General features: G+C 41.0%; 15 protein-coding genes. 12 read left to right on the top strand and 3 right to left on the bottom strand.

The features are described from left to right. Positions 1-46: 46 nt before the first annotated feature. Positions 47-889, top strand: coding sequence for a macro domain-containing protein (locus B5D46_RS05460; RefSeq protein WP_078928592.1), 843 nt, complete (start codon positions 47-49; stop codon positions 887-889). A gap of 27 nt (positions 890-916) precedes the next feature. Here B5D46_RS05460 and B5D46_RS05455 read toward each other — a convergent pair whose 3' ends face one another. Beyond that, on the bottom strand, positions 917-1921 hold the full coding sequence (locus tag B5D46_RS05455) for a hypothetical protein (protein WP_078928591.1): 1005 nt from the start codon (positions 1919-1921) through the stop codon (positions 917-919). A 326-nt stretch (positions 1922-2247) separates the two neighbouring features. Between B5D46_RS05455 and B5D46_RS05450 the strand changes: the two genes are divergently transcribed. The 5 genes from B5D46_RS05450 (at position 2248) to B5D46_RS05430 (ending at position 12556) form a co-directional block, all read left to right on the top strand. Beyond that, positions 2248-4110 (top strand): potassium/proton antiporter, encoded by a 1863-nt coding sequence (locus B5D46_RS05450; protein WP_078928590.1) that lies wholly within the window; start codon positions 2248-2250, stop codon positions 4108-4110. A 2-nt stretch (positions 4111-4112) separates the two neighbouring features. Beyond that, a complete protein-coding gene (gene hrpA, locus B5D46_RS05445) occupies positions 4113-8072 on the top strand; it encodes an ATP-dependent RNA helicase HrpA (protein ID WP_078928589.1) in 3960 nt (1319 codons plus the stop codon). 105 nt (positions 8073-8177) lie between these two features. Further along, positions 8178-9254, top strand: a complete 1077-nt coding sequence (locus tag B5D46_RS05440) for a hypothetical protein (RefSeq protein WP_078928588.1) — start codon at positions 8178-8180, stop codon at positions 9252-9254. A 36-nt stretch (positions 9255-9290) separates the two neighbouring features. Continuing rightward, a complete protein-coding gene (locus tag B5D46_RS05435) occupies positions 9291-10994 on the top strand; it encodes a zinc finger-like domain-containing protein (RefSeq protein ID WP_078928587.1) in 1704 nt (567 codons plus the stop codon). A 17-nt stretch (positions 10995-11011) separates the two neighbouring features. Continuing rightward, positions 11012-12556 carry a hypothetical protein gene (locus tag B5D46_RS05430; RefSeq protein ID WP_078928586.1) on the top strand — a complete coding sequence of 515 codons (1545 nt, stop codon included), beginning with the start codon at positions 11012-11014 and terminating at the stop codon, positions 12554-12556. Positions 12557-12653: 97 nt separating this feature from the next. Here the strand turns inward: B5D46_RS05430 and B5D46_RS05425 are convergent, their stop codons facing one another. Together B5D46_RS05425 and B5D46_RS05420 are read right to left on the bottom strand one after the other, a co-directional pair. Beyond that, positions 12654-12914, bottom strand: a complete 261-nt coding sequence (locus B5D46_RS05425; protein WP_031492353.1) for an HPr family phosphocarrier protein — start codon at positions 12912-12914, stop codon at positions 12654-12656. A gap of 89 nt (positions 12915-13003) precedes the next feature. After that, positions 13004-13294, bottom strand: coding sequence for an integration host factor subunit alpha (locus B5D46_RS05420; RefSeq protein WP_078928585.1), 291 nt, complete (start codon positions 13292-13294; stop codon positions 13004-13006). A gap of 396 nt (positions 13295-13690) precedes the next feature. Between B5D46_RS05420 and B5D46_RS05415 the strand changes: the two genes are divergently transcribed. From B5D46_RS05415 to B5D46_RS05390, 6 genes are all read left to right on the top strand, one after another. Next, positions 13691-14695: an aspartate-semialdehyde dehydrogenase gene (locus B5D46_RS05415; RefSeq protein ID WP_078928584.1), complete on the top strand. Its 1005-nt coding sequence runs from the start codon at positions 13691-13693 to the stop codon at positions 14693-14695. A 149-nt stretch (positions 14696-14844) separates the two neighbouring features. Further along, entirely contained in the window at positions 14845-18573 is a 3729-nt protein-coding gene (locus tag B5D46_RS05410) for a FimV/HubP family polar landmark protein (protein WP_078928583.1), read from the top strand. A gap of 250 nt (positions 18574-18823) precedes the next feature. Beyond that, the gene (gene eno, locus B5D46_RS05405) at positions 18824-20125 is read left to right on the top strand and encodes a phosphopyruvate hydratase (RefSeq protein ID WP_078928582.1); all 1302 of its coding nucleotides are present in this window, start codon (positions 18824-18826) and stop codon (positions 20123-20125) included. Positions 20126-20534: 409 nt separating this feature from the next. After that, positions 20535-22112 carry an AbgT family transporter gene (locus B5D46_RS05400; protein ID WP_078928581.1) on the top strand — a complete coding sequence of 526 codons (1578 nt, stop codon included), beginning with the start codon at positions 20535-20537 and terminating at the stop codon, positions 22110-22112. Between the two features lie 9 nt (positions 22113-22121). Further along, a complete protein-coding gene (gene pepT / locus B5D46_RS05395; RefSeq protein ID WP_078928580.1) occupies positions 22122-23351 on the top strand; it encodes a peptidase T in 1230 nt (409 codons plus the stop codon). A 214-nt stretch (positions 23352-23565) separates the two neighbouring features. Next, positions 23566-24861, top strand: a complete 1296-nt coding sequence (locus B5D46_RS05390; RefSeq protein WP_078928579.1) for a hypothetical protein — start codon at positions 23566-23568, stop codon at positions 24859-24861. Positions 24862-24979: the final 118 nt, after the last annotated feature.

Here is a 24979-nt window from a genome sequence, read left to right as displayed (position 1 = left end):
AAAAAAGTTAGTCTTATAAAAATAACATTCATAAAGGTGAACCGATATGACTGAGAAAGAACCTTTAGTAGAAAAGCTTATCGAGATATTAGTACAGTACGTGCCTAGTTTAAAGAATCAGGCTCAGTCCTTTTCTGATGACTACTTTGCTCAGAGAGCTCTGTTAAGAGGTCTTATGAATATGCATAAAGTCCAGAATAAACTTCCTCCTGAATATTTTACAATGCAGGATCAGCTGCTTCAGGCAGAGCTTGCAGAGAAAAAACTGGTGCAGCCAGGAGGTCTTTTAAAGGCTAAGATCAATTCAAATATGAGTCTTCATCAGGGGGACATAACTACATTAAAGGTGGATGCAATTGTTAATTCTGCAACACCATCTCTTTTAGGATGTTTCCAGGCAGGTCATAACTGTATCGACAACTGCATTCATTCTGCAGCCGGTCTGCAGCTTCGCTATGAGTGCTACAAGATTCTGGGTGGCGGAGAGGCTAGGGAAGGCACCGCAACCATTACTCATGGATTCAATCTTCCATGCAAATTCGTAATTCATGTTGTAGGTCCTAAGGTTGGATTTAACATTTCACCAAGAGAAAAGGCTACATTAGCTTCCTGCTATACCGAGGCTTTGAAGGTTGCAAGAAAGAACGGGGTTAAATCACTGGCATTCTGCAGTATTTCTACAGATACTTTAGGCTTCCCAAATGCTGTTGCTGCCAAGATTGCAGTAAGTACCGTCAATGAGGATCTCAAGGCTCATGGAAATGATCTGAAGGTTATCTTTGATGTGGAATCAGACAGAGATGCAAAGGCCTATAAGATTGAGTTTGAACCTCAGCCTGAAAAGGACAGTGCAGAGCTTCATCCTTTCTTTAATATCAATCTGATTTAAAAATGGCGCCAGTGGCGCCAGATTCCTCTAAAATTCAAAAGTCTCAAGGCTGTCCAGAGAATCCAGGATGGCCTTGTATTTTTCCTGCTCCTCTTTGAGTCTTTCTCCATGAACATCACGGTAATGATAGTAGTAATCTCCGATTCTGCCCTTAAGAGATGTGAATCTGTATAGAAGTTCAAAGGCGGCTTTAAGCTCGTCCATATTCAGATCAGAGTAGAATTCAACATCCTCATCTACAGCTGTAAAACACAGATAAAGAGCTGCAGCAAGAATTCTTGGTTCAGTGGTTTTGCCTGAATGCCAGATTTTGTGTTTTTCTGTACCAAAGTAATCTCCGTCTGGCATAAAGAAGGATCCATCCATCAGATCAATATCTACAGAACGCTCGCCCTCTCTCTGGTATCTCTGTACGACATCATATGCTGTTGCAGGTGGCTGAGCGAGCATTCTCCAGCCTGGGGCCAGAGCCTTGTAAGAGAAATCCTCATACTCACTTTCGCGACAGATACCACAGATGATTGCACATGCATTTAAGGCTGCAGTATCGTATTTCTCTCCCTTTACCATGCCTAAAAGTCCCTGAACCACAGGAAGTCGTCTTGGACTTATATAGGAATAGAAATCAAAATAATCATCTGATGCAAGTCTCAGGACCTTCACAGGAATAATGATGTCACGTGTCTTTAGGTATTCATGAAGGCTGTGAAAATCCAGATCATAAAACTCATTAAGCTTGGTTCTCTTGTCTGGATCCTCACTTTGGGTGGTTATGACTTCCTCTTCCTTTATAAGAATTTTTATGGAAGCAAGATACTCAAGTGCCTCTTTGACAGCCTCTGGACTTACTCTTAGATTTCTTGCAAGAAGATGGGTATGACATCTGGCGTTGAATCTTACATATTTATCTTTTGAATGCCAGAAAAGCAGAACCGACAGAACCAGTGAGCTGCAGTCATTATTAACATTATCTCTATTAACTACATTCAGTTCTGGGTAGTAGGGAACACGAGTTAAGCCAAATTCTTCCATAATACAATCTATTTTTCTTTTGTTATATACACGGCCTTCCATTCTATCACAGAGGCTCTATCTCTCACTTAATTAAATGGAAAAGGCATAAATCTCAATAAAATTGATCTGATTTTTTCTGAATAATATTCAGACTTTCTTCTCAATTTTTCGTATATCCTTTCTAACCTAGTGTAATAGAACGAAAAAATTTTAAAAAATTTTGACAAATGTTTGAATTTTACTATGTTTAAAGCCGGCGATAATTTAGAATATAAATATGACACTAAAGAAAATGTAAAGAATTCAATTCTGGATTCCCACAATAACAAGAAAAGGAGGATGCGATGCAGATTACTGATGTAAATTACGCATTCTTTATTGTGGGATTACTGCTTACCTTCGCAATTTTTGCCTCAAAGCTTTCATCATTCTTCGGAACTCCACTGTTGCTGCTGTTCTTGGCAATCGGTATGTTAACCGGTGAAGACGGTGTGATTCTGCACATTCAGTATACAGATTACAGATCTGCTTTCTTTATAGCCAACCTTATGCTGGCGGTTATTCTGCTTGATGGCGGACTCAGAACCAATTTCACAACCATGAAGTCGGTGGCAAGTGAATCGACCATACTTGCAACTCTGGGCGTTGTGTTTACCTCCGGTATTACCGGCGGCATTGCCTATCTGCTTTTGGATATTTCCCTGATTGAGTCTCTGCTTTTAGGCTGTATCGTAGGATCTACTGACGCTGCTGCTGTTTTCTCTCTGCTTTCAAGAAACGAAGATGTCTCTCTTAAGACCAATGTCAGCAGTACACTGCAGATTGAATCTGCAACCAACGACCCTATGGCAATTCTTCTTACCACTACCATGATTGCCTTTGCCTCAGCAAAAGCAACCTCTCTTACTGATGCTCTGCTGTTTTTTGCAACCCAGTTTGGCTTTGGTATCCTGATAGGTGTCTGTATAGGTGCAGTTGCAAGATTTATTATTGCCAATATCTCCCTGGGTGTTGGTCTGTACTGTATTCTGGTTATAGGTATGGGCCTTGTAGGTTTTGCTGTTACAGCTTATCTCAATGGTTCTGGCTTTTTGGCTATCTTTATTATCGGTATGTTTGTCGGTAATCAGAAAACCCGTCATGTAAGCTATATTCTTCCTGTATCAGAAGGTTTTACCTGGCTCTCTCAGATCACTCTGTTCTTAATGTTAGGTCTTCTGGTTACCCCACATGAGATGTTTAACTACTGGTTCCCTGGTGTTGTTATTGCCGTAGTAATTACCGTACTAGCAAGACCTCTGGCTGTATTCCTGTGTCTAAAGCCATTCTTCAGAGCCTATAACAATCGTGATCTGATTTTCATGTCATGGGTGGGCTTGAGAGGATCTGTTCCTATTGTACTTGCAATCTATCCTGTATTTGAGAATCTTGATAATCCTCAGCTGTACTTCAATGTAGCTTTCGTGGTTGTTATTGTATCTCTGCTGTTCCAGGGGTCACTGATTGTTCCATTATCAAAGTTCCTAAGGGTATGTACTCCATCGGTTATGGTTCCAATTACCAAGTCAGATGTGGGCATTATGCTTTCAAACGACTATGAAATCCTCAATTACAGAATCAAGGAACAAACCTTTGACGGAGCAATTTTAAGAACCATTCCTTTTCCAAAGGGCACCTCTGTTGCAGCTATTTTCCGTGATGGCAAGATGATTAAATGTCAGGGAGATACACCTATCAAGGTTGGCGATATTCTGTCCCTAATCGGTCGAGATGCAGATGAACTGCTTTTGAATTCTCTGTTTTCTCATCCTTTAAAAGAGAAGAGACACCCATTATATAAAGGTGATAAAATGTACGCCGCCGATACTCTCATGATGGAGCTTGGCGAACAGTACGGCTTTGAACTTACTACATACGAGAAGACCTTAACTCTGGGTGATTTCATGTCCTATCATATTGGCGGATATCCTCAGCCAGGAGATAGAGTAAATCTGATTAAAATCTCCCTGGTGGTTGTTGATCTTGAAGGTGACAAGATTAGACGTGCCGGATTGTATCTGACTTCTGAGCTGATGCAGGAGTTTGAACGTAAGCGCAAAGATAAGCTTATAATGCAGAAAATAGAACAGGATGAACTTGAGCGTCGTCGTAAGGCTGCGCAGAAGCAGCTGTTTGACAGTATAAATGACGACGAAGAATACTCATAAATATGGACAAGAAAGAACAAGAAAAATTTATCTCAGAAGTAAAAAGCAAATTTCCATCATTAACTTTCAGACATAGACATTTAATTTCAAGGGAGCTTAATAAGCTCTCTTCTTGTCAGGGCGATAAAGAGGTTGAGCAGAAGCTTTATATCTGTGAAAAACTTGAAGAGTATCTTGAGTTCTTCAAGCAGCGTGAATCTCATATCCCGAATTTAACCTATGATGAGAATCTTCCTGTATCTCAGAAACGCGAAGAGATTATTGAGGCTATCAGATCCAATCAGGTTGTAATCATTGCAGGTGAAACCGGTTCTGGTAAAACTACACAAATTCCGAAGATGTGTCTTGAGGCGGGATTAGGTCGTTTCGGGTTTATCGGACATACACAGCCTCGCCGTATTGCAGCCCGTGCTGTAAGTACAAGAATTGCTTCAGAGCTTGGAGAGGAGTTAGGTCAGAGTGTAGGCTACAAGGTCAGATTTAATGATGTAACCTCTGATACAAGCTACATCAAGCTTATGACCGATGGTATTCTTCTGGCTGAAACAGCCCATGACAGAAAGCTATTAAATTATGACTGTATCATCATCGATGAGGCTCATGAGCGTTCTCTTAATATTGATTTCCTTTTAGGCTATTTAAAGAAGCTTTTAAAGGTTCGCTCTGATCTTAAGCTTATTATTACTTCAGCAACCATCAATACCAGAAGATTCTCTGAGCACTTTGATAATGCTCCTATTATCGAGGTTTCTGGTCGTACCTATCCGGTTGAAGTTGTTTACAGACCACTTGGTCAGACAGATGAAACTGATAATGATGATGAGGTTGAAACTGATGAGAAGGATTTGAGAAACGGTATTCTCAATGCCATTAAATTCCTTTTCAAAGAATATGGCAGAGAGGATATTCTGGTATTCCTGCCAGGAGAACGTGAGATTATGGATATCTCAAAGTTCCTCTCAAAGGCTCATCTTCCTAATACCGAGATTCTTCCTTTATATGCTCGTCTTGCAACATCTGATCAGAACAAGATTTTTGCTCCTCATTCAACTGTAAGAGTTGTTCTTGCAACAAACGTGGCTGAAACCTCTCTGACAGTTCCGGGCATCAAATATGTAATTGATCCTGGTACAGCAAGAATAAGCAGATACTCTCCTAGAACCAAGGTTCAGAGTCTGCCGATTGAAAAGATTTCAAAGGCCAGTGCTGATCAGCGTAAAGGCCGATGCGGACGTGTCAGTGAAGGTGTCTGTGTAAGACTTTATTCAAAGGAAGATTTCGATTTAAGACAGGATTTCACTGATCCTGAAATTCTGAGAACCAATCTTGCGTCTGTAATTCTGCAGATGGTTTCTCTGCGTCTTGGAAATATAACTGTATTTCCATTTATTGATCCTCCATCAGGCAAGCAGATTACCGATGGTATCAGACTTTTAGAGGAAGTCGGAGCCATCAGTGAGTCACGAGGTCTTTCAACTGATGAGTTAAGACTTACCAAGATTGGTACAGATTTATCAAAGATCCCTTGTGACCCTAGACTCTCAAGAATGTTGGTTGAGGCTCACAGAGAAGGTTCATTATCTGAGGTTCTGGTTATCGTTTCTGCCATGGCGGTCATGGATCCTAGAGAGAGACCTGTCGACCGACAGGAGCAGAGCAGACAGCAGCATGCCCGATTTGATGATGAGAAGTCAGATTTCCTTGCATATCTGAATCTGTATCACTACATCTGCAAGTGCCAGAAGGAGATGAGCAACTCAGCGCTTCGCAAGAAGTTAAAATCAGAATTTATCTCATATCTGAGAGTCCGTGAATGGTTCGATCTGCTCCGTCAGCTAAGAGCTTCCTGCCAGATGCTCAAGTATACTCTAAATGAGGTACCAGCAGGCTACGATGCAATTCACAGGGCAATATTAAGTGGTCTTCTGTCTCAGGTCGGTCACTATGATGACAATGACAAGGGACTGTATCTTGGCGCTCGAGGCATTAAGTTTGTAATACATCCTTCATCAGTGTTCAACAAGAAAAAGCCTAAGTGGATCTGTGCCGGTGAGCTTAATGAGACCTCAAGACTGTTTGCAAGAACTGTTGCCGCAATTGATCCTTTATGGGTTGAGTCAATTGGCAGACATCTTGTTAAAAAGAACTATGCAGAACCTCACTGGTCAAAATCAAAGGGGAGTGTTGTTGCCAATCTGACCATTTCTCTATACGGTCTTCCTGTTGTTCAGGGCAGAAAGGTTCTTTATACCAGTATTGATCCTAAGCTTTGTCGTGAACTCTTTATCCGTGATGGACTAGTCGGAGGAGATATCGAGTGTAATCACGCATTCTTCAGACATAATCTTGAGGTTATAGACGAGGTTGAGCATGTAGAGGATAAGCTGCGTCGCCGTGATCTTCTTGTTGATTCATCTGTTTTAGAGGAATTCTATGACAAGAAACTTCCTCAGGATATTCTGACTCAGAGACATTTTGACAAATGGTGGAAAGAGAAACGCGTAAGCGAGCCTGATTACCTGAATTTCTCAATTGATCTGGTTTCAAAGGATGCCTTCAATGAGGTAGAGGAACACGATTTCCCAGAGTTCTGGCATTATGACAGCTTTAAACTTCCTTTAAGCTATGTCTTTGATCCAACCTCAAAGGATGACGGTGTTACCGTACATATTCCTCTGGCTATTGTTAACAGAATCAACAGCAGGGAATTTGCCTATCAGATTCCTGGTTTAAGACTTGAGTTTTTAACCTCGCTGATTAAGTCTCTGCCTAAGCGCTTAAGAAAGAATCTGATCCCAGCTCCAAACTATGCAAAGGCTCTGTCTGAATCACTGGGAGGTCCCTGCAGGGATGATCTCTATGTGAGAGCTGCAAAGGAGCTTACCCGTATGGGAGGAGAGATTGTCACAGCTGATGATTTTGACAGGACTCTTATTGAAAAGCATCTTTTCATGATTTTTTCTGTTGAGGATGAAAAGGGCAGAGTTATCAAAAAAGGCAGAAACTTTGATGCTATCGCCGCCTCTCTTCAGGGGCAGGTTAAGGATGCTCTGAGTAAGTATGCATCAAAGACCACCAAGGTTCAGAAGCCTTTAAGCGAGTGGAATTTCGGTACTATAAAACCAACCGAGGTTACCCGCCAGAACGGCATTGAGATTACAGCATATCCTGCTTTAACCGATAAAGGTCAGGGCGTAACCCTCGAGCTGTATGACAGCAAATACAAGCAGGCAAAAGCCATGTGGACCGGTCAGAGAAAGCTTTTATCATTAGGCTTAAAACAGCCTACAGCATATCTTGAGCAGCACCTGCCTAACAAGTCAAAACTCTCAATGTACTATCAGCCATTGGGAACCATCAAAGATCTGATAAATGATCTGATGCTGGCCTCAATTGACCTTATTATGGTCGAGAACAATGCTCCTGTATATGACGAGGAGAGCTTTAAAAAGCTTTTAGAGAAGGTTCGAGGTGATCTGAACGATACAGCCTTGAAGCTCTGTAATATTGTTGAGAAGATTCTTTTAAAGGCTCATGAGCTTAAGCGTAAGCTTAAAGGTCAGCTGAACCTTGCTGTAGCCTACAGCTACAAGGATATGGCAGCTCAGCTTGATTCTCTTGTGTATAAGGGCTTTTTAAGCTCAACCAAGGTTGAGTACCTGGAGCAGATCCCAAGATATCTTGATGCAATGCTTTACAGAATCGAGAAGGTTCACCGGGATGTTAACCGTGATCTGGTTCATACCAGAAAGATTGAGGAAGTTAATACTCTTTATAAGAATACCTTATCTCGCTATAAATATACTGCCATTCCAGATGATCTTATCAACGTCAAATGGCTGATTGAGGAGCTGAGAGTGTCCTATTTTGCTCAGCAGCTTGGAGTCAGAGTAAGTGTTTCTGACAAGCGCATTTCAAATGAGCTTAAGCGTATTTTAGAGGAATATCCCGAACACGGTTAAAATTCATCGTAACTGATTGAGCTCCAGACCTAAGTAGGTTAGAATTTTTTGCTGTCATGCATTTGTTTATTTGCATGCTTTAGAATTTTAAGAAGTGGAATATAAATGGAAGATTTAATTATTATTCTTTTGCTACTGGCTGTAATCGCAGTTGTTTTAAATCAGTTTAACTACAGACTTGCTCTATGCATGTTTCCTGATACTGTAAAGGTTACAAAATGGCAGGGCCTTTTAGGCTGGTACGGATGGGTAAATCTGTTTGTTGCTCTTCCTTTCCTTTGGGATGGTGATTTCTCTCAGGGTATGTATCCACTGATTCTAGGTCTCATTCCTGCAGTTGTTTCCATATTCACAGTCTTAAAGTTTAATGATGACAGAAACGTTGAGCTTCGTCGTGATTCAAAGGTCTGCTTTAATGATAACGGTGAGGTTTTAGAGCCTTGCAATGATGTATACGGCTATCTTAACAACTATTCTCAGAGAATGAAGGCTATCGGACCTAAGTACTTCTTTAAGGAAATATTTGCAAGAGAGAAATCCAACAAGACATTAGCTGACGGATTACTGGAGAATACTCCTGAGGTTACTGTAGATACTCTAAAATCTCTTCCTTGGGTTCTGGATGGTGCTGTTGATGTTAAAGCTCAGTATATTTTCCTGCTTGAGTACATGACAAGCCGTTATGACAACAAGAAGCTTTATGAGAATCTGCAGGTTTTCTGTGAAAAATCAAAGGCAATTGCAAAACTCCTTGAGATTAAGTTTAATGCAGTTCCTTACAATATTGCCAAGTTTATTGCAGAGGCAGACCTTACTGTATCTCTGCTGGAGAAGACTTCATCTGACTATTCAATTGCAGTTGATGGTGAGTCTTTAGAGAATTCTGAGAAGATTCTCTATGTATCTACATCTCCTATGTACAAAATAAATCAGAACCTAAGCCCTGTATTCAGAGCTATTGTTGCTAAATTTGCAAAGCTTACCTCAAAGGACGAAGGAACCATTATTCTTACATCAAAGAAGATAATTGTAAAAACTCCATATTCAAAGAGTGATTTTCCGATCAGTGACGCTGTTTTTTCCTTCGGTGATGACATTTCTTTTGATAATTCTAATTATTTTTGTGTGTTAGATACGAATTTCTTCAGATTTGTAATGTTAAATCTTAATAAAACACTATAGTAGATATAGTAGTTAACTAAAATAGATTCGAATCGGATGCAGCAGCCAGAAAAACAAAATCCTGTTAAAAAGGAAAACAAAGCCGTCGTATCCTCAGATACCAGGTCTGCCACTTCAGCTGAAGCTGTAGCGGATGGCAGCAAGGCAAGAGAGGCCGCGGCTTTAGAGGTAAAAAATGTAGATTTCGCAAGAAAGCTGAATTCTATTGTTTCGGCAATATTTTCTCGCTGCGGTGTTCCTATTGCCGATTTTACTGTATCTGAACCTCTATCCTTCTTCGCTAAAGTCAATTACAACCTTACCTGGAATTTCAAATGCAGAGCATCAGATAAGCCTGCAGGCAAGATCAGTGACGAGACTCATGTGTTATCTCAGAGCGGTCTTGATGAATTCACTCAAAAAAATTCCAAGGAGCTTGAAAAGGAAAGTGATATTACCAAAGCCTACATCAAACGTCTTGCTGAGGCAAAATTCAGTGAACTTACCGCTCTGGCAGGACAGATTATGGCGTTTAACCGTATCTCTGCCATTGGTAGAGCCCGCTGTAAGAAATGCCATGGCAGCAAAATGGCCATGTGTGAGGTATGCTCTGGTAAAGGCGTTATTACCTGTCCATCCTGTCAGGGACTTTCTGACAGCTGCTCGATGTGTAATGGCACCGGATTTATCAACTGTGACACCTGCGACGGCACCGGCAAGGTAGTCTGTCGTGACTGTAAGGGCATGGGTGAGCTGGTTGTTGAGCGTGAGATTATCTATGACTCCGAGTGCAGCAAGGATATTGAAATCTCTCTTAGTGTTCCTGGCTCAGATAAGACCATTACCAGTTTTTCAAAGGAAGATGAGAAGATTATCCTTGAGGCAGCCAACTTTGATGATCAGTCATTAGGCTCTGAAAGCTCTCACGGATACAAGGCCACATTCCTTGGCTATGCTCCATGTTTTGCAGTGCGAGTAAATCTTAAGGGAGAAACAACTCCTTTTGATTTTATTCTCTGCGGTAAGTCATTAAAACCAATCTGCAAGCCGCCTCTTTTGGATGTTGTGTTCAAGGAAGAGTCAAATATTCTGTCCTCAACTCTGAATATCGGTTCGGATGATGTGGATGAGAAGATAGTCTGCGTGAAGGCTCTGGCTGGCAAGGCAATTCTTGCCAAGACAATTCGCTCAATTGAAAACTATGAGCTTGATATTATCAAAAAGGAAGCTGCCAAGCAGGGCGTTACTGTTGAGTCCATAATCTGGGAGAATAAGAACGATCTGAACAGCAAGGCAAGACTGATTAAATCTACAGTTCGAGAACAGCTTATTGATAATGTCTCCTTAGAGCTTATGACAAATGCTCAGGGCTTTATTTCCAAAGAATTCTCAAGGTACTTTGCCAAGAATCTGATTGATTTTGTTCCGCTTTTAATGATGCTCAATCCGAATACCCAAACGGTATGGACTTCAGTATCGCTTGCGGTATGGCTCGTAAATTCTCTGGCCGTGTACTTTGTTCCGACGATTGCGTGTATATTCCTGTGCATCGGTCTTTCTATCGCTGTATGTGCGTTTACATCAATTACCTTAACCAAGAACTGGACTTATTATTCTGCTGTAAGTTCTCTTCGAATAAGGCATAAAATGCGAAAGGTTCCAAATCTTACCTCCGAAGCAATTCATTCAGTGCGCCTTCTTTTTGGAACGATTCTTATAAATGTGGTACTGTTTGTACTGTATAACTATCGCGGCTGGTAAAACTGGAGCTGTTTCAGATGCATGATAATATTACAGAAGTCATTACCAAGCTGCTCCAGAGTGTAGATATCCCGCCTGATAAGGTTTCCTATGGCGAATCCCGTACCGTCGACGTGAAACTCACTTTCAGTGTTAACTGGTTTTTTGAGGTTAACTGCAAGGATACTGTTTTAAACTCGGTTATGTCCTCAGATACAATTTTAGATGAGGATGCCTTAAAAGATTTTCAGAAAAGCAATACTGATGCTCTACTAAAAGATGCCAGTCTGAAAAGACCTTTCTGTACCGGTCTTGAGAATAAGTCAGCTGCGGATATCTTTAAAATCTGTAATAAGGTCAACCGTATTTCGGCAAGACATGCCAAGGGTGACTGTACCTGTCCTTCATGTAAGGGAACCAAGAGGGTCAACTGTCCGAACTGCTCTGGCTACGGTATGATTCTCTGTCCATCCTGTCAGGGAAGAGAAGGCGGCTGCACAAGATGTAACAGAACCGGCTATATAGTCTGTCCTACATGTAACAATCTGCAGAAGATTGCCTGTCAGAACTGTAAAGGAAAGGGCAGAATCATGGTCGACAGAATGATCTGTCTTCTGGCAAGAAATTTCCCTGTAATCGATGTTGAAGTCAAGGACATGAACAATGTTTTTGCTGTTCCAAACTGTCATGTTGATTATGTCTGCTATTTTGAGCTTCTAAAGAAACTTCCGTTCCAGATATTTGATGCTGAGTTCAAAGAGAGCGGTGTATTTCTTATCACTTATGTTGCAGAATGCAGAATGGATTATGTGACCTTTGAGATTTCTCAGGTTCCCAAGTCATTCACTTTCTACACCTGCGGCAATGATTTCACTCCAATGAACATACCGCCTGTTCTTGAAAGTATATACAGTGAGCTGAAGATGAGACTTTCTGACGCCGCTATAGGAAATACACTCACTGATATTGATATCAAGATTGACCTTTTCAGAATTCTCTGTCAGAACCGCTTCTTTTACGGTCTGTTATGTTCTTATGAGTTTTATTTTGACCTTGTAACCCGTAAGCTTCAGAACGAGGTTGTTAAGACAGACAATTACACTTCAAAAATCTTTACCATGCGTGAGAAGCTGATGAGTCTTCTTGCATACCGTAAAGAACAGCTGGCCGATGAACTTAGCAAGAAGCTTCTGATGTCCACCAATAATCTGATGAAAGAGAATTTTTCAAAGGAAATCTGTCTTTCTCTGGTGGAATATATCAGTAACCTCAAATTCAGAGAGCATTCTGGAAGACATTACTGGGATATGACTACCTCATTTATATGGGTAATCACGTTTATGCTGAATTTCTTTATTCACAACCCTGTAAATCTGGTGGCGTGTGTGCTTTTTTCTCTGGTGGCGTCATTTCTGGTTGCCTATTTTGGAACCAAGACCCTCAAGTTCTATGAGGTTATGCTGGCGTCTAAAACCTTTGAAAATATCTCGAAATTTATTGATTTTAACTACGATCTTTCCCGATCGATTGCAATGCTGTCGGGTACGCTGATAATTGAAATTATTACGTATATCGTAACCTGATCAGAAAGAACCGACTTCTTCTTTGTAGAATTTCAGATACAAAAAAACTCATTCAGAAATGAATGAGTTTTTCTCAATATCCAAATATGAATCTGGATTATAGATACTCTTCGAAGGCTCTTCTTACAGCAACAACTGCTTCCTTCTCGTCTTCACCTTCAACGTGAATGTAGATTTCGTCGTCAAAACGAATACCTAAACCTAATAGTCCAAAGATACCACCCTTCAGATCAATCTGACGATCCTGGTAAATTAAAGTGATCTTTGACTTGTAACCACTGATTGCCTTGATAATTGCACCAGCTGGACGTGCATGTACACCATCACGATCTTTGATTTTGTAAACAATTTTTTCCATATCTAAAGAAATCCACGTAGAAAAGAAATAATCAATATCGGTATTATGCCATTATTTTTATTTAATAGTGTTTTTTCACCAAAAAAATACTATTCGCCAGGCATGTCAATTCTGTTTCTCAACTTCTGTCCAGCTCTGAAGGTTGTAACTCGTCTTGATGAGATGGTTACTTCTTTTCCTGTTTTTGGGTTTCTTCCAGGACGGGCATTTTTTACCTTCAGTTCAAAGTTACCAAATCCGGTTAGTTTTACGATTTCTCCTGACTCTAGAGTTGAGGCTATCTGCTCAAAAAATGAATCAACAAATTCCTGTGCTGTAGTCTTAGGTAGACCTTGTTTTATGATAAGACGGTCTGCAATATCTGCTCTAGTTAACGCCATTTTCACCATTCCTCGTACTGTAAATCCCCAGCAACAGGGGAATAAGTACCAATAAAAATACTTACTGTTTGTAATATAATACAAAAATCAAAAAAAAATTAGTTATCTCTCCCATTTTTTTTATAAGTTATCAATAATTTAGTAAAAAATTTTATCTCGCTAACACTTTTCTGAGATTTTTTCTTATTTTTCTGTAAAAATTTCATAACACGAACTAGCTTTTAGGTAGAACTATATTAAATTTAAAGGATTTTTTCTGTTAAATTTTTTCGTGAGATCTAATTTCTGAGAATAATGTGCAATCAGATCTCATGGCTGAACATTAATAGAATGTGGACTTGACTGGTGTGCTACAATTTTTCTAGTTTGATTATTATTGAAAGGTAGGAGCCAGACATGGCATTAAAATTAGCTATTTACGGTTATGATTCAGATATTGGAAAGCTGGTTATTGAAACACTAGAAGAGCAGAAGATTCCATTAGATGATGTTTTCCCATTATCACCTTTCTCAGGTGAATATGATGCCGTAAATATCTGTTCACAGAATTACTTTGTGCAGCCAATTGAAGAATTCGATTTTGAAAAGGCAAATGTTGCCTTGTTTTTAAGTACTCAGGATGAAAGTCAGCGCTGGATTTCTAAAGCTCAGAATGCCGGCTGTATTGTTGTTGATAACAGCCATCTTTTCAGCGGTGATGAAAAAACAGCTTTAGTTGTACCTGAGATTAATCCATTTGATATTAAAAAGGCTATAGAGTCTCGTCTGGTTATTCCGGCACTGGCTCCATCTGTTCAGCTATGCCTGGCTTTAGGTGCCCTTCACGATGAATTTGGGGTTACCAGAGCAGTTGCAACCGCAATGGAGTCTGTATCAGAGTCAGGAAGATTAGGAACTGAAACTCTTGCTCATGAAACCACATTACTATTAAATGGCATGAGCGGTGACCACCAGGGCTTCTCTGCTCAGGTTGCATTTAATCTTCATACCATTAGCGGATCTGTTGAGGACAATGGCTATACAGATCATGAACAGACCATAAAGTCAGAAGTTTCAAGAATTCTTGGTAAATTCGAGCGAGGCTTCGATGTAACAACTGTTCAGGTTCCTGTATTCTACGGACATACCATCAGTGTTAACGCAGATCTTGAAGAATCAGTAAATGTTGAGGATGTGATTGAAGCTTTCAAGAAATCCCAATTTGTTACTGTAAAGGATAATGATGAGAATCTGACTCCTGTTGAGGATGTAATTAACGAAAGAACTGTCCTTGTAAGCAGAATTCGTCAGAATATCAAGGGAAGCAAGAATGTAAGTTTTGTATGTCTGATGGATAATACAAGACGTGGCGAAGCAATTTCATGTGTAGAAATTGTTAAATTGATTGCACAAAATATATAGCCTTGCACACTTTATGCATTTCGTTAGAAAAAATGGGATCTTGCTAGATTTTTGACGGTCCCGTTTTTAGATACAATAATGCATAGAAATAGGGGAGATGTATGCATAGGTTAAAAAAAGTCACCTTAGAAGTGACATTGGGTCTTGTTATGTCGTTATCTGCATTTGCTGCAGATGATGATGGTACTTTCACCATTACAATCCAAGGCCCAGAAGTTGAAGATACAGCTCCTGCAACACGTCCACAAGTCCGTACTACTCCTAGAAGAAGCACTGTTACACCTCGTCAGGCTCCTGCAGTAACTGTTACCCCTAGACAGAATGCCGCAGTTCCTCAGGGTGCTGTAGCTGTTCCTGCTCAGACTCCTGCAGCAGCTTCTGCTGTTCCACAGGGAGAGTTCAGAACCTATAATGTTGTAACCGGAGATACCATCTGGTCTGTTGCCCATCGTTATGCCCAGCTTAATAGAAGTATCAACGAATTCCAGGTTGTTGCTTCTATCTATAGAAATAATCCTCAGGCTTTTGCTGGCGGCAATGTCAATAATCTGATGAGAACTACTCTCAGAATTCCTCCTGATTCAGTAATTGCCCAGGAAAATACTCAGACAGGAAGTTCCCTTTTAGCTCAGGGCTCAATGGCTCTTCCTCCTCTGCCTGTAGCACAGACTCCTGCCGCACCTGCTGTTCAGAGTTCTGCTGCTGTTGCTCAGAATGGAGCTCCTGCACCTGCAGCTAATGCAAAACAGCCTGCCAATGATATTCCTGTATACACAGCTACTGAAACCCGTATCAAGGAAGTCCAGAAGCAGCGTGAGGCCGAAGAGAATGGAGAGCTGATTCCATCTGCAGCTTCAAACAAAGATTCACAGAATCCAAATGAAAGACGTAATCTTGCTCAGAACGGCACTCAGTTAGAGGTGCAGAATGGAGCTGAATTAGCCAATACTCCTGATGGCGCAAATGCAAATCCTCAGCTTTCAAATCAGGGCTTTACTCCTGAGCAGATGAAACAGATTCAGGCTCTGTTAAAACAGAATCCTCAGGAAGCTGTTGATGTTAAGTCAATCAGAATTATGCTTGAGGAAAATAAAAAGCAGATTGACCAGAAAACCAAGGTTATTGAGCAGCAGCTTGCTGATGCTATAGCCAGAATGAAAAAGTCATCAGCTGTTACAGCTCAGACTGCTGCAGACAGTGTTTCATCCCTTTCAAGTCAGTATGACAATATTATTGCTGGTATTCAGCAGGATCTGATTGAAATCAAGGGTAATGTATCTAAGCTCTCTCAGGATAACGACAGAATGAGAGAAATGCTTCTTGCTAATGACGAAAAGATTGAGGATATGCAGCTGCAGATGTCTCAGTTTACAGTGTCATCAGTTGATGCAAGCATTGATATGGATAAGCCTGTGATGATGATTCTGTTCGGTGCCGGTTTACTGTCACTGGTTATCCTGATTCTGTTTATTATCTTCAAGGCAAGAGCACGTGCCCGTTCCCGCAAGTATCATGATGACTTCGATTTTGATGATACATCTTCATTAGGCTCAGACGATATGCTGCTGTCTGATGATAATGGTTCTATTGAATTTGAGACACATGCTCCAGATGGAGATGATTCTGCCGATGAGGCTTCTGCCGAAGGCGCAGCAGCTCCAGCTGAAGGCGGTGATGCCGCTGCCCCTGCAGCTGATGGAACTCCTGCTGCTGAGGGAGAGGCTGCTCCTGCTGAGAATAAGGATGAAGCTGCTCCTGCAGCTGAAGGCTCTGATGAATCCAAGGCTCAGGAAGAGTGGGATAAGGCTGCTGAAGAATCAGCTGAGGGTTCAAGCAACGATCAGAATGTTCTTGATGAGTGGTCTAAGGCTCTTAATGAGGACCAGCAGTCAGGCGAGAAAGAAACAGAAGTTGAAGGCAAATCAGATGATGCCAGCGTAGCTGATGAATGGGCTGCAGCTTTAGGTGAACAGGAAAATGCAGAGAAAGCTGCTGAAGCTCCTGAAGAACCTAAGAAAGATGAACAGGAAGATATGGCCGCAGCATGGGCTGCAGCATTAGGTGAGCAGGAAGGCGGTGCTGAAGAACAACCTGCTGAAGATAAGCCTGCACAGGAAGCTGCTCCTGCTGAAGAAAGTGCAAGCTCTGGTGAACAGGAAGATATGGCTGCTGCCTGGGCTGCTGCACTAGGTGAACAGGAAGGTGCTCCTGCAGAGGAAGCTGCTCCGGCAGAGGAAGCTGCTCCGGCAGAGGAAGCTGCACCTGCTGCACCTGAGGCGAAGGCTCCTGCTAAGGAAGCTCCTGCAAAACCTGCTCCTGAAAAGAAAGCTGAAGCTCCTGTAGAGGAAGCAGTATCTGAAGATATCAATGTTGATGATATTGCAGCTGAGGCTCCTGCAGAGGAGGCCGTATCCGAGGATGTAAATGTCGAGGATATTGCAGCTGAGGCTCCTGCTGAGGAAGCAGTATCTGAAGATATCAATGTTGATGATATTGCAGCTGAGGCTCCTGCTGAGGAAGCGGTATCTGAAGATATCAATGTTGAGGATATTGCAGCTGAAGCTCCTGCAGAGGAAGCTGTATCTGAGGATGTAAATGTCGAAGATATAGCAGCTGAAGCTCCTGCAGAGGAAGCTGTATCTGAGGATGTAAATGTCGAAGATATTGCAGCTGAAGCTCCTGTTGAAGAAGCGATATCTGAAGATGTAAATGTCGAAGATATAGCAGCTGAAGCTCCTGCTGAGGAAGCTGTATCTGAAGATGTAAATGTTGAGGATATCGCTGCAGAGGCTCCTGCTGAGGAAGCAGTATCTGAAGATGTAAATGTCGAAGATATTGCAGCTGAGGCTCCTGCTGAGGAAGGTTCTTCCGATCCTGCAGAACAGGAAATCGATGTTGGTGATCTGGTTCAGAATGAAGTCGAACAGGAAGCAGCTCCATCTGATGAAATCAGCGGCGAAGAAAGTGCTTTACTTGATGCAATGGAGAATCAGACTGCACAGGAAAATGCTGTTCCTGATGCCGAAGCTGAGGTTGTTGAAGAGCCTTCTGAAGATGCTGCCAAGGTTGATGAAGTTGTTGATGATGAGATTGATCTTGAAGTCCTGTTAAGACCTGTAACCGGCGAAGGTGAAGGTGAATCTGATCTGGTTCAGAATGAGCCTCAGGAAGATGCTCAGTCAGAGGAAGCTCTGGCAGAGAATACAGACATTCCTGTTGAAGAGCCTGCAGATGCTACAGTAGCCGAGGCCGCTTCAGAAGAGGTTGCCGCTACTGAGGCAGCTCCTGCACCTGAAGCTGCTGAACCAGCAAAGGAAGATGTTGTTTCATGGGAAGTACCTCAGGATGAGTACGATGTAGTAAGTTCTAATTCCCAGGATGATTCTGTTGAAGATGCAGCTGCAGCGTTAGCTCAGCTTGAAGCAAGAATCAATTCTGCTGCTCACTATGTTGATCCTCAGGCAGAGTCTGAACTCATGAATATGCTTGGAAATGGTGTATCAGCAGATAATGAGTCACTATCTTCAGGTGGAGAGACTGCATTTTCTCCTGAAGAGATTTCAAGAATGATTAACGGTGATCCTTCACAGTCAGACGTTCCTGAACTACAGCAGGTTTCTAATACCATAGGCCCAATTTCTGCAAATGCGGATCTTTCTGATCAGGCAACATTAGCAGAGAACCTTTCAGAGGGAGAAAAGGAAATCCTCTCTCCTAAAGAGCATCAGTATTATGTTGACGAGCTGAATCTTGCAAGACTGTACTTTGAGACAGGCGATACAGAAGAGGCTATCAAGATAATTGCCGATGTTCAGGAGCACGGAAGTCTTGATCTTAAGAAAGAGGCCTCTAAAGTAATGGAAGCCTACGGAAGCTAAAAATAGAACGAAACGTGGTTCATAAGAAAAGGGCAGATCTAATGATCTGCCCTTTTCTTTGAATGTTTTTTGTATAGAAAATAAAGAGTCTATTTGTATTTCTTTCAAGTCTAAATTATCTAACATGCACTTTTTTAGAAAAAAAATATCAATTCTGTTAGTTGCAACTAATTTTAGTTGCATTAGGCTTACTGTTTCTATACAATGATCCTGTTCAAATAAATGTTATTTCTAAATTGTTGAGGATGTCATGTCAAAAATCGTTAAAGTAATCGGTCGTGAAATTATTGATTCACGCGGTAACCCAACTGTTGAAGCAGAAGTATATCTAGAAGACGGTTCATTCGGTCGTGCTGCTGCTCCATCAGGTGCATCAACCGGTTCTAGAGAAGCTTTAGAGTTACGCGATGGCGATAAATCTCGCTTTGGCGGTAAAGGTGTTCTAAAGGCTGTTGCTAATGTAAACGGCCCAATTGCCAAGGCAGTATGCGGTTTAGATTCTGCTGAGCAGTCACTTGTTGATAACACCATGATTAAGCTTGATGGTACCGAGAACAAGGATTCACTAGGTGCTAATGCAATTTTAGCTGTGTCTTTAGCTGTAGCAAAGGCAAATGCAGCTTCAAGAAAGATTCCTCTATACCAGTATATCGGTGAGTTATTCGGCCACAAGGGCAAGTATGTAATGCCTCTGCCTATGATGAACATTCTAAACGGTGGTGAGCACGCTGATAACAATGTTGATATTCAGGAGTTCATGATTCAGCCTGTTGGTGGTAAGAATCTGCGTGATGCACTGCGTATCGGTTCTGAGGTATTCCACTCTCTGGCTAAGGTACTAAAGTCAAAAGGTCTGAATACTGCAGTGGGTGATGAAGGTGGCTTTGCACCTAATCTGTCATCTAATGCTGAAGCTTTTGCATGTATTAAAGAGGCTGTTGAGAAGGCAGGATACGAGTTCGGTAAGGACGTAACCCTGGCTATGGACTGTGCTTCATCAGAGTTCTATAACGAAAAGACTGGCATGTATGAACTAAAGGGTGAAGGCAAGTCCTTTACTTCCCACGAGTTCACTGATTATCTGTCAAATCTTGTTAACGAGTATCCAATTGTATCAATTGAAGACGGTCAGAACGAGTCTGACTGGGATGGCTTCAAGTACCAGACTGAGAAGCTAGGCTCTCATGTTCAGCTTGTTGGTGATGATCTGTTCGTAACCAATACCAAGATCCTTTCAGAAGGTATCAAGAAGGGCATTGCAAACTCAATTCTTATCAAGTTCAACCAGATTGGTTCCTTAACTGAGACTTTAAATGCTATTAAGATGGCTCAGGATGCTGGTTACACTGCAGTTGTTTCACACCGTTCAGGTGAGACAGAGGATACCACAATTGCTGATCTTGCTGTTGGTACTTCATGTGGTCAGATTAAGACCGGTTCAATGAGCCGTTCAGATCGTATCGCAAAATACAATCAGCTGATCCGTATCGAGGAAGAGTTAGGTGAGAACGCTGTCTTCCTAGGTCGTAAGGCAATCAAGGGCCAGAACTAATTCTGGCTTCGGTCTTAGGGCATCGGGTATCCTCTCGGTGCCTTAGAATGGTTCAAAAATCCGTGTTTTGAACTAGTTACAGTGTATATCTTCGGTTCCATTTTTTTTGTCAGAGTATAATCTCTGACTTTTTTTTCTTAAAATTTTCCAATTCTATCAGATCATTTTTAACCAATTCTTGCACCAGTCTGAAAAAATAAAATAAAACCGCACAAATTCGGTGTTGTTATAAAGAACAAAAATCAGAGGTGTATAATAAAAGTGTATTAGTTTTTAATTCAAATAGTTGCTAATACAGAATATCCAAATGAATACATTTGTTGTTATTTGTATCATTTGTTTTGGTAAAGCTTGACAATAAAATATAAGGAGACAGTTCAGAGAAGAATTCTTTCTGCACTGTAGAATAATGACTGATATTCAAAATAATTCTCAACCTAATCTGTTTAACAGGTTTCTGAACCTTATCGAAAGTCTGGGAAATAAGCTTCCTCACATTACCATGCTGTTTATTTATGCTCTTATTGTGACGATGATTATTTCATCTCTTCTATCATTTGTGGATTTTGACTACATTCATCCGACAACCAAGGAAAAGATTCAGATTTTAAATATGCTGGCACCTGCCAATGTACTTGATCTGATCGTTAATTCCGTCAAGAACTTCATGGGATTCCCTCCTTTAGGCATTACTATAGTTGCAACCTTGGGTATCGGTATTGCTGAAGGTTCAGGCTTTGTTAATGTTCTGATTAAAAAGTTTCTGTCAGTTACCCCAAGAAAGATTCTGACTCCAACTGTTATCTTTATTTCCATTGTCTGCCATCTTGTTTCAGACAGTGCCTATACCATTCTGATGCCTGTATCCGCTCTGATGTTCTACTCCTGCGGACGTCATCCATTAGCTGGTATTGCCTGCTCGTTTGCAGGTCTTGCAGGCGGTTTCACAGCAAGCTTTACTCCATCAATTATTGATCCTGTAATGCAGAGTTTTACAGAAGCTGCATCTCATATAATTGATCCTGATTATTCAGTGAATGTTCTGTGCAACTATTTCTATGCTTTAGGCGGAACTATCTTTGTTATCCTTTCCGTATGGTATGTAACCGATAAGATTATCGAGCCAAGACTGATGCGTACCATGCCTCTTGATCTTGACATCAAAGAGGATAAGAATCTTGCAGTAACTCCAGTAAGCGCAAAAGAGAATCATGCCTTCAAGTTTGCTATCTCAACTGTTATCGGTCTTCTGGCTCTGCTTTTTATTCTGTGCTATCCAGAGAACTCAATGCTAAGAGCTCCTGACGGTACCTTAACCTCACCTAAGGCTCCAGTAATGATGGGGCTTGTTCCATTACTGTTTATCTTCTTCTCTCTGCCTGGTATTGTATACGGTTATGCTGCAGGAACCTTCAAGAATGCAAACGATGTAATCCGCTCAATGGAACACATCATGAATATGCTGATTTCCTTCATTGTATTCTGCTTCTTCGCAGGTCAGTTCCTGTATGTGTTCGGTCACTCCAATATAGGTTCACTGCTGGCAATTTCCGGCGCAGAATTCCTAAAGAATATGGGACTTCCATCTGGTATTACTCTGCTTGGTATTATTATTCTGACCGGCTGTCTGAACCTTCTGATTACTTCTGCAACTTCAAAGTGGGCTATTCTATCAACCATCTTTGTTCCAATGCTGATGATGCTTGGCATTTCTCCAGAGCTTACTCAGGCTGCATTCAGAGTATCTGACTCAGCAGTAAACGTATGTACCCCTATGTTTGCTTTCTATCCTCTGCTGATTTCATACTGTCAGCGTTACTGCAAGAAGGCTGGTGTGGGTACCTTAAGCTCCATGATGCTGCCATATACCTTTGCACTGATGATTGTTTTAACCATAGTTCTGTATCTGTACTGGTTTATAGGTATACCTCTAGGATTCCAGAGCGGTTTTGACTATCCATCAAGCATGTTCCCTCAGGGACATTAAGGAGAACTCATGGATCTGATTAAATGTCTTACAGACAGATTCTACCGCTACGTTGCAGTTGCATCCCAGTCAGATGCGACTGTAAAGACTGTCCCAACTTCAAAGGGGCAGACTGTACTTGCCAATATGCTTGCAGATGAACTTCGTGAGCTAGGGCTAACAGATGTCAGCGTAGATGAACACAGCTGTGTCTATGCAACCTTAAAGGGAAACTGTAATGGTCCTGTGGTTGGCTTTTTAGCACATCTTGATACAGTTGATGTTGCTCTAAGTCCAGAGATTCATCCTCAGATTATTCATTATGAGGGAGGAGATGTTGTTCTTAACAAAGAGAAGAACATCATCATGAAACTCTCAGAGCATCCTGAACTTCAGGATTTTATCGGTGAGGACATTATCTTCTCAGATGGTACATCTGTTTTGGGAGCGGATGATAAGTCTGCAATTGCCAACATCATGACCATGCTTGAGGTCTTAAAAAATGATCCGTCCAGAAAACATCCTGAGCTTAAAATAGCTTTTGTCCCTGATGAGGAAATCGGGCTTCTTGGCTCAAAGTGCATGGATCTGGAAAAGTTCAAGGTGGATTTTGCGTATACCATTGACTGTTCTGGTGTTGGACAGGTTGTATATGAGACCTTCAATGCAGGTACTGTTAAGTTCAGAATCAAAGGTGTAAGCGCTCATCCTATGTCAGCTAAGAATGTACTTGTTAATCCTATCATTGTTGCTCATGATCTGATCTCAATGTTTGACAGAGCTCAGACTCCAGAGCATACAGAGGGCAAGGAGGGCTACTGGTGGTTTAGCGGTATGCATGCTGATCCTCTTTACTGTGATTTGACCATGCTGATACGTGATCATGACAAAAAGCTATATGAGTGGCGCAAACAGTATGTGCTGGATGCTGTTGAGATGCTTAAAAAGCGTTATCCAAAGGCTGAGATATCTGTTGAACTTTCTGATACCTATGAGAACATCGCCAATAACGTAAAGCGCGAAGACCCTCCTGTAGCCATGCTTTATCAGGCTCTGTCCGAGCTTGGGATAAAGAGTGTCACCTACGCAATGCGTGGCGGTACTGATGGCTCTCAGCTGTCTACCAGGGGAATTGTTACTCCAAACTATTTCACTGGTGCCTTTAATTTCCACAGCAACTGTGAGTTTCTGCCATTAACCTCCTTTAAAAAATCATGTGAGGTTACCTTAAAGCTTATTGAGCTTTCATGCAGAAAATAAAATTAAGTTGAAAGAGACTAACAGGAGATTTCACTTTTGATGTGTAATCTCCTGCTTTTTTAGATCTGCAAAATTGATATTATCTTTTTTCTGTTAATTTGAGAGAATTCTTTTTTTTATCAAGAGGTAAGGAATATAATCAGAAAGGATTACAGATTTTTCAAACATAAGGTTTTCCAAAATCAGCATTCAATAAGCTGATCGGAGGTGGATTATGAAGAAATTTATTGTTTTTCTTTTGGTTCTTGTCTGTTTCGTATATGTAGGAATCTGCTATATAACAGGCTATCTTATCGAATCTAATCTTGTAAATTCTCAGCAGTTCATTGAATCTTCGGATTCAGAACTTCTAAAAGGTACAAAACTAAGCTACGTTTCCAAATCATCTGGTCTGTATAATCGTGAAGGCGATTATATAATTGACTCTCCTGTCTTTGGCAAATCAGTCTGTCCTACAGCAATTTACTCTGGGTTCCTTCATGCTAATGTAAAGATGAAGCTAGATGAGCTTGTTGCAAACCTTTCACGTAAGAACATTGTGCTGCCATCAACCTTTGATACCAAGACCTCTAAAGGTGATTTTGAGGCTGATGTTAATGTGCTGTCTTTAAAGGGAGTAGCAACTACTGATCTTTCATCAAAATACCAGAAGAACCGTTATAAGGATTTTGCATTAAAGCTTGTAGCCAACGTCGATTCTTCCTTTAATCCTGAAGCTACCCTAGATGTTCAGAACTTTAAGAACCCAGCTCTTTTCTCATGTGACAGCTTTAATTACAAGGGTAATATCGAGGGACTTACCTCTATTACCTCTTTAGGAAAGGGAAAATTCAGCGGAAAGAATCTGAATCTTGATAAGTATGTGCTGAATACTCTTGATGGTGAATACAGAACCTTTGAATATGAAAACGGAATCTTTAAGCTGTATGTAAATTCTCAGGGCAAAGGCGTAACTGAGCACTTGAGCAGCTTTGATTTTGAGGGAACATTCTCCTCATTTAATCTTGATAAGATACTTTCAACCGATAAGTACAAGAAAAAAGAATCTGATGAAGCTTTAGACATTATTCTGTCTGATCTTACTGAAGCTAAAATCGATAAATTCAATTTCAGCCTATCAAGAAACTTTGCAAAGCGACTTTTATCGGAGAATTCTGCTGATATTCCATTCCAGTCAAACGGTAGCTTTAAATTCCAGTATGCAACCATACCTCAGAGTTTAAACGGCGTTCTGCACCTCGGTACCAGAACTTTAAAAGGTCTTGGCTTCCTGCTTAAAGATCAGGGCAATGGCTATTATGGAACTGATCTGGTTATTAAAAACGGACAGTATCAGTTAGGTGATTTTGCCTTGTCTTCAGATTTTCTTAAGAACTCTGCAATCAATGGCCTGATTGAAAAAATCAAGCTAGAGGACAAACTTAATATCAAGACGGAAAAACTTGATAAGGAATTAAACAAATTGGATGACAAGATTAAAAATTCTAATATTTTCAAGATGATTAGATAGCAGAAAAGGGATATGATCTTCCCAATCTTTATTTACTATTAACGTTCTGCTAATTCAGATATAAGCAAAAGGTTGTTAAATCTCGGAATCTCTCCGAGATTTTATTATAAATCCGCAA

The organism is Succinivibrio dextrinosolvens DSM 3072 (assembly GCF_900167015.1).
GTDB classification, from domain to species: domain Bacteria; phylum Pseudomonadota; class Gammaproteobacteria; order Enterobacterales; family Succinivibrionaceae; genus Succinivibrio; species Succinivibrio dextrinosolvens.
This window is presented reverse-complemented; position numbering and strand designations above follow the sequence as displayed.

Coding starts and splice junctions, on each gene's coding strand:
- hrpA (WP_078928589.1), top strand. CDS start 4,113: ATGGACAAGAAAGAACAAGAAAAATTTATCTCAGAAGTAAAAAGCAAA.
- pepT (WP_078928580.1), top strand. CDS start 22,122: ATGGATCTGATTAAATGTCTTACAGACAGATTCTACCGCTACGTTGCA.
- B5D46_RS05460 (WP_078928592.1), top strand. CDS start 47: ATGACTGAGAAAGAACCTTTAGTAGAAAAGCTTATCGAGATATTAGTA.
- B5D46_RS05435 (WP_078928587.1), top strand. CDS start 9,291: ATGCAGCAGCCAGAAAAACAAAATCCTGTTAAAAAGGAAAACAAAGCC.
- B5D46_RS05450 (WP_078928590.1), top strand. CDS start 2,248: ATGCAGATTACTGATGTAAATTACGCATTCTTTATTGTGGGATTACTG.
- B5D46_RS05430 (WP_078928586.1), top strand. CDS start 11,012: ATGCATGATAATATTACAGAAGTCATTACCAAGCTGCTCCAGAGTGTA.
- B5D46_RS05420 (WP_078928585.1), bottom strand. CDS start 13,294: ATGGCGTTAACTAGAGCAGATATTGCAGACCGTCTTATCATAAAACAA.
- B5D46_RS05440 (WP_078928588.1), top strand. CDS start 8,178: ATGGAAGATTTAATTATTATTCTTTTGCTACTGGCTGTAATCGCAGTT.
- B5D46_RS05410 (WP_078928583.1), top strand. CDS start 14,845: ATGTCGTTATCTGCATTTGCTGCAGATGATGATGGTACTTTCACCATT.
- B5D46_RS05415 (WP_078928584.1), top strand. CDS start 13,691: ATGGCATTAAAATTAGCTATTTACGGTTATGATTCAGATATTGGAAAG.
- eno (WP_078928582.1), top strand. CDS start 18,824: ATGTCAAAAATCGTTAAAGTAATCGGTCGTGAAATTATTGATTCACGC.
- B5D46_RS05455 (WP_078928591.1), bottom strand. CDS start 1,921: ATGGAAGAATTTGGCTTAACTCGTGTTCCCTACTACCCAGAACTGAAT.
- B5D46_RS05390 (WP_078928579.1), top strand. CDS start 23,566: ATGAAGAAATTTATTGTTTTTCTTTTGGTTCTTGTCTGTTTCGTATAT.
- B5D46_RS05400 (WP_078928581.1), top strand. CDS start 20,535: ATGACTGATATTCAAAATAATTCTCAACCTAATCTGTTTAACAGGTTT.
- B5D46_RS05425 (WP_031492353.1), bottom strand. CDS start 12,914: ATGGAAAAAATTGTTTACAAAATCAAAGATCGTGATGGTGTACATGCA.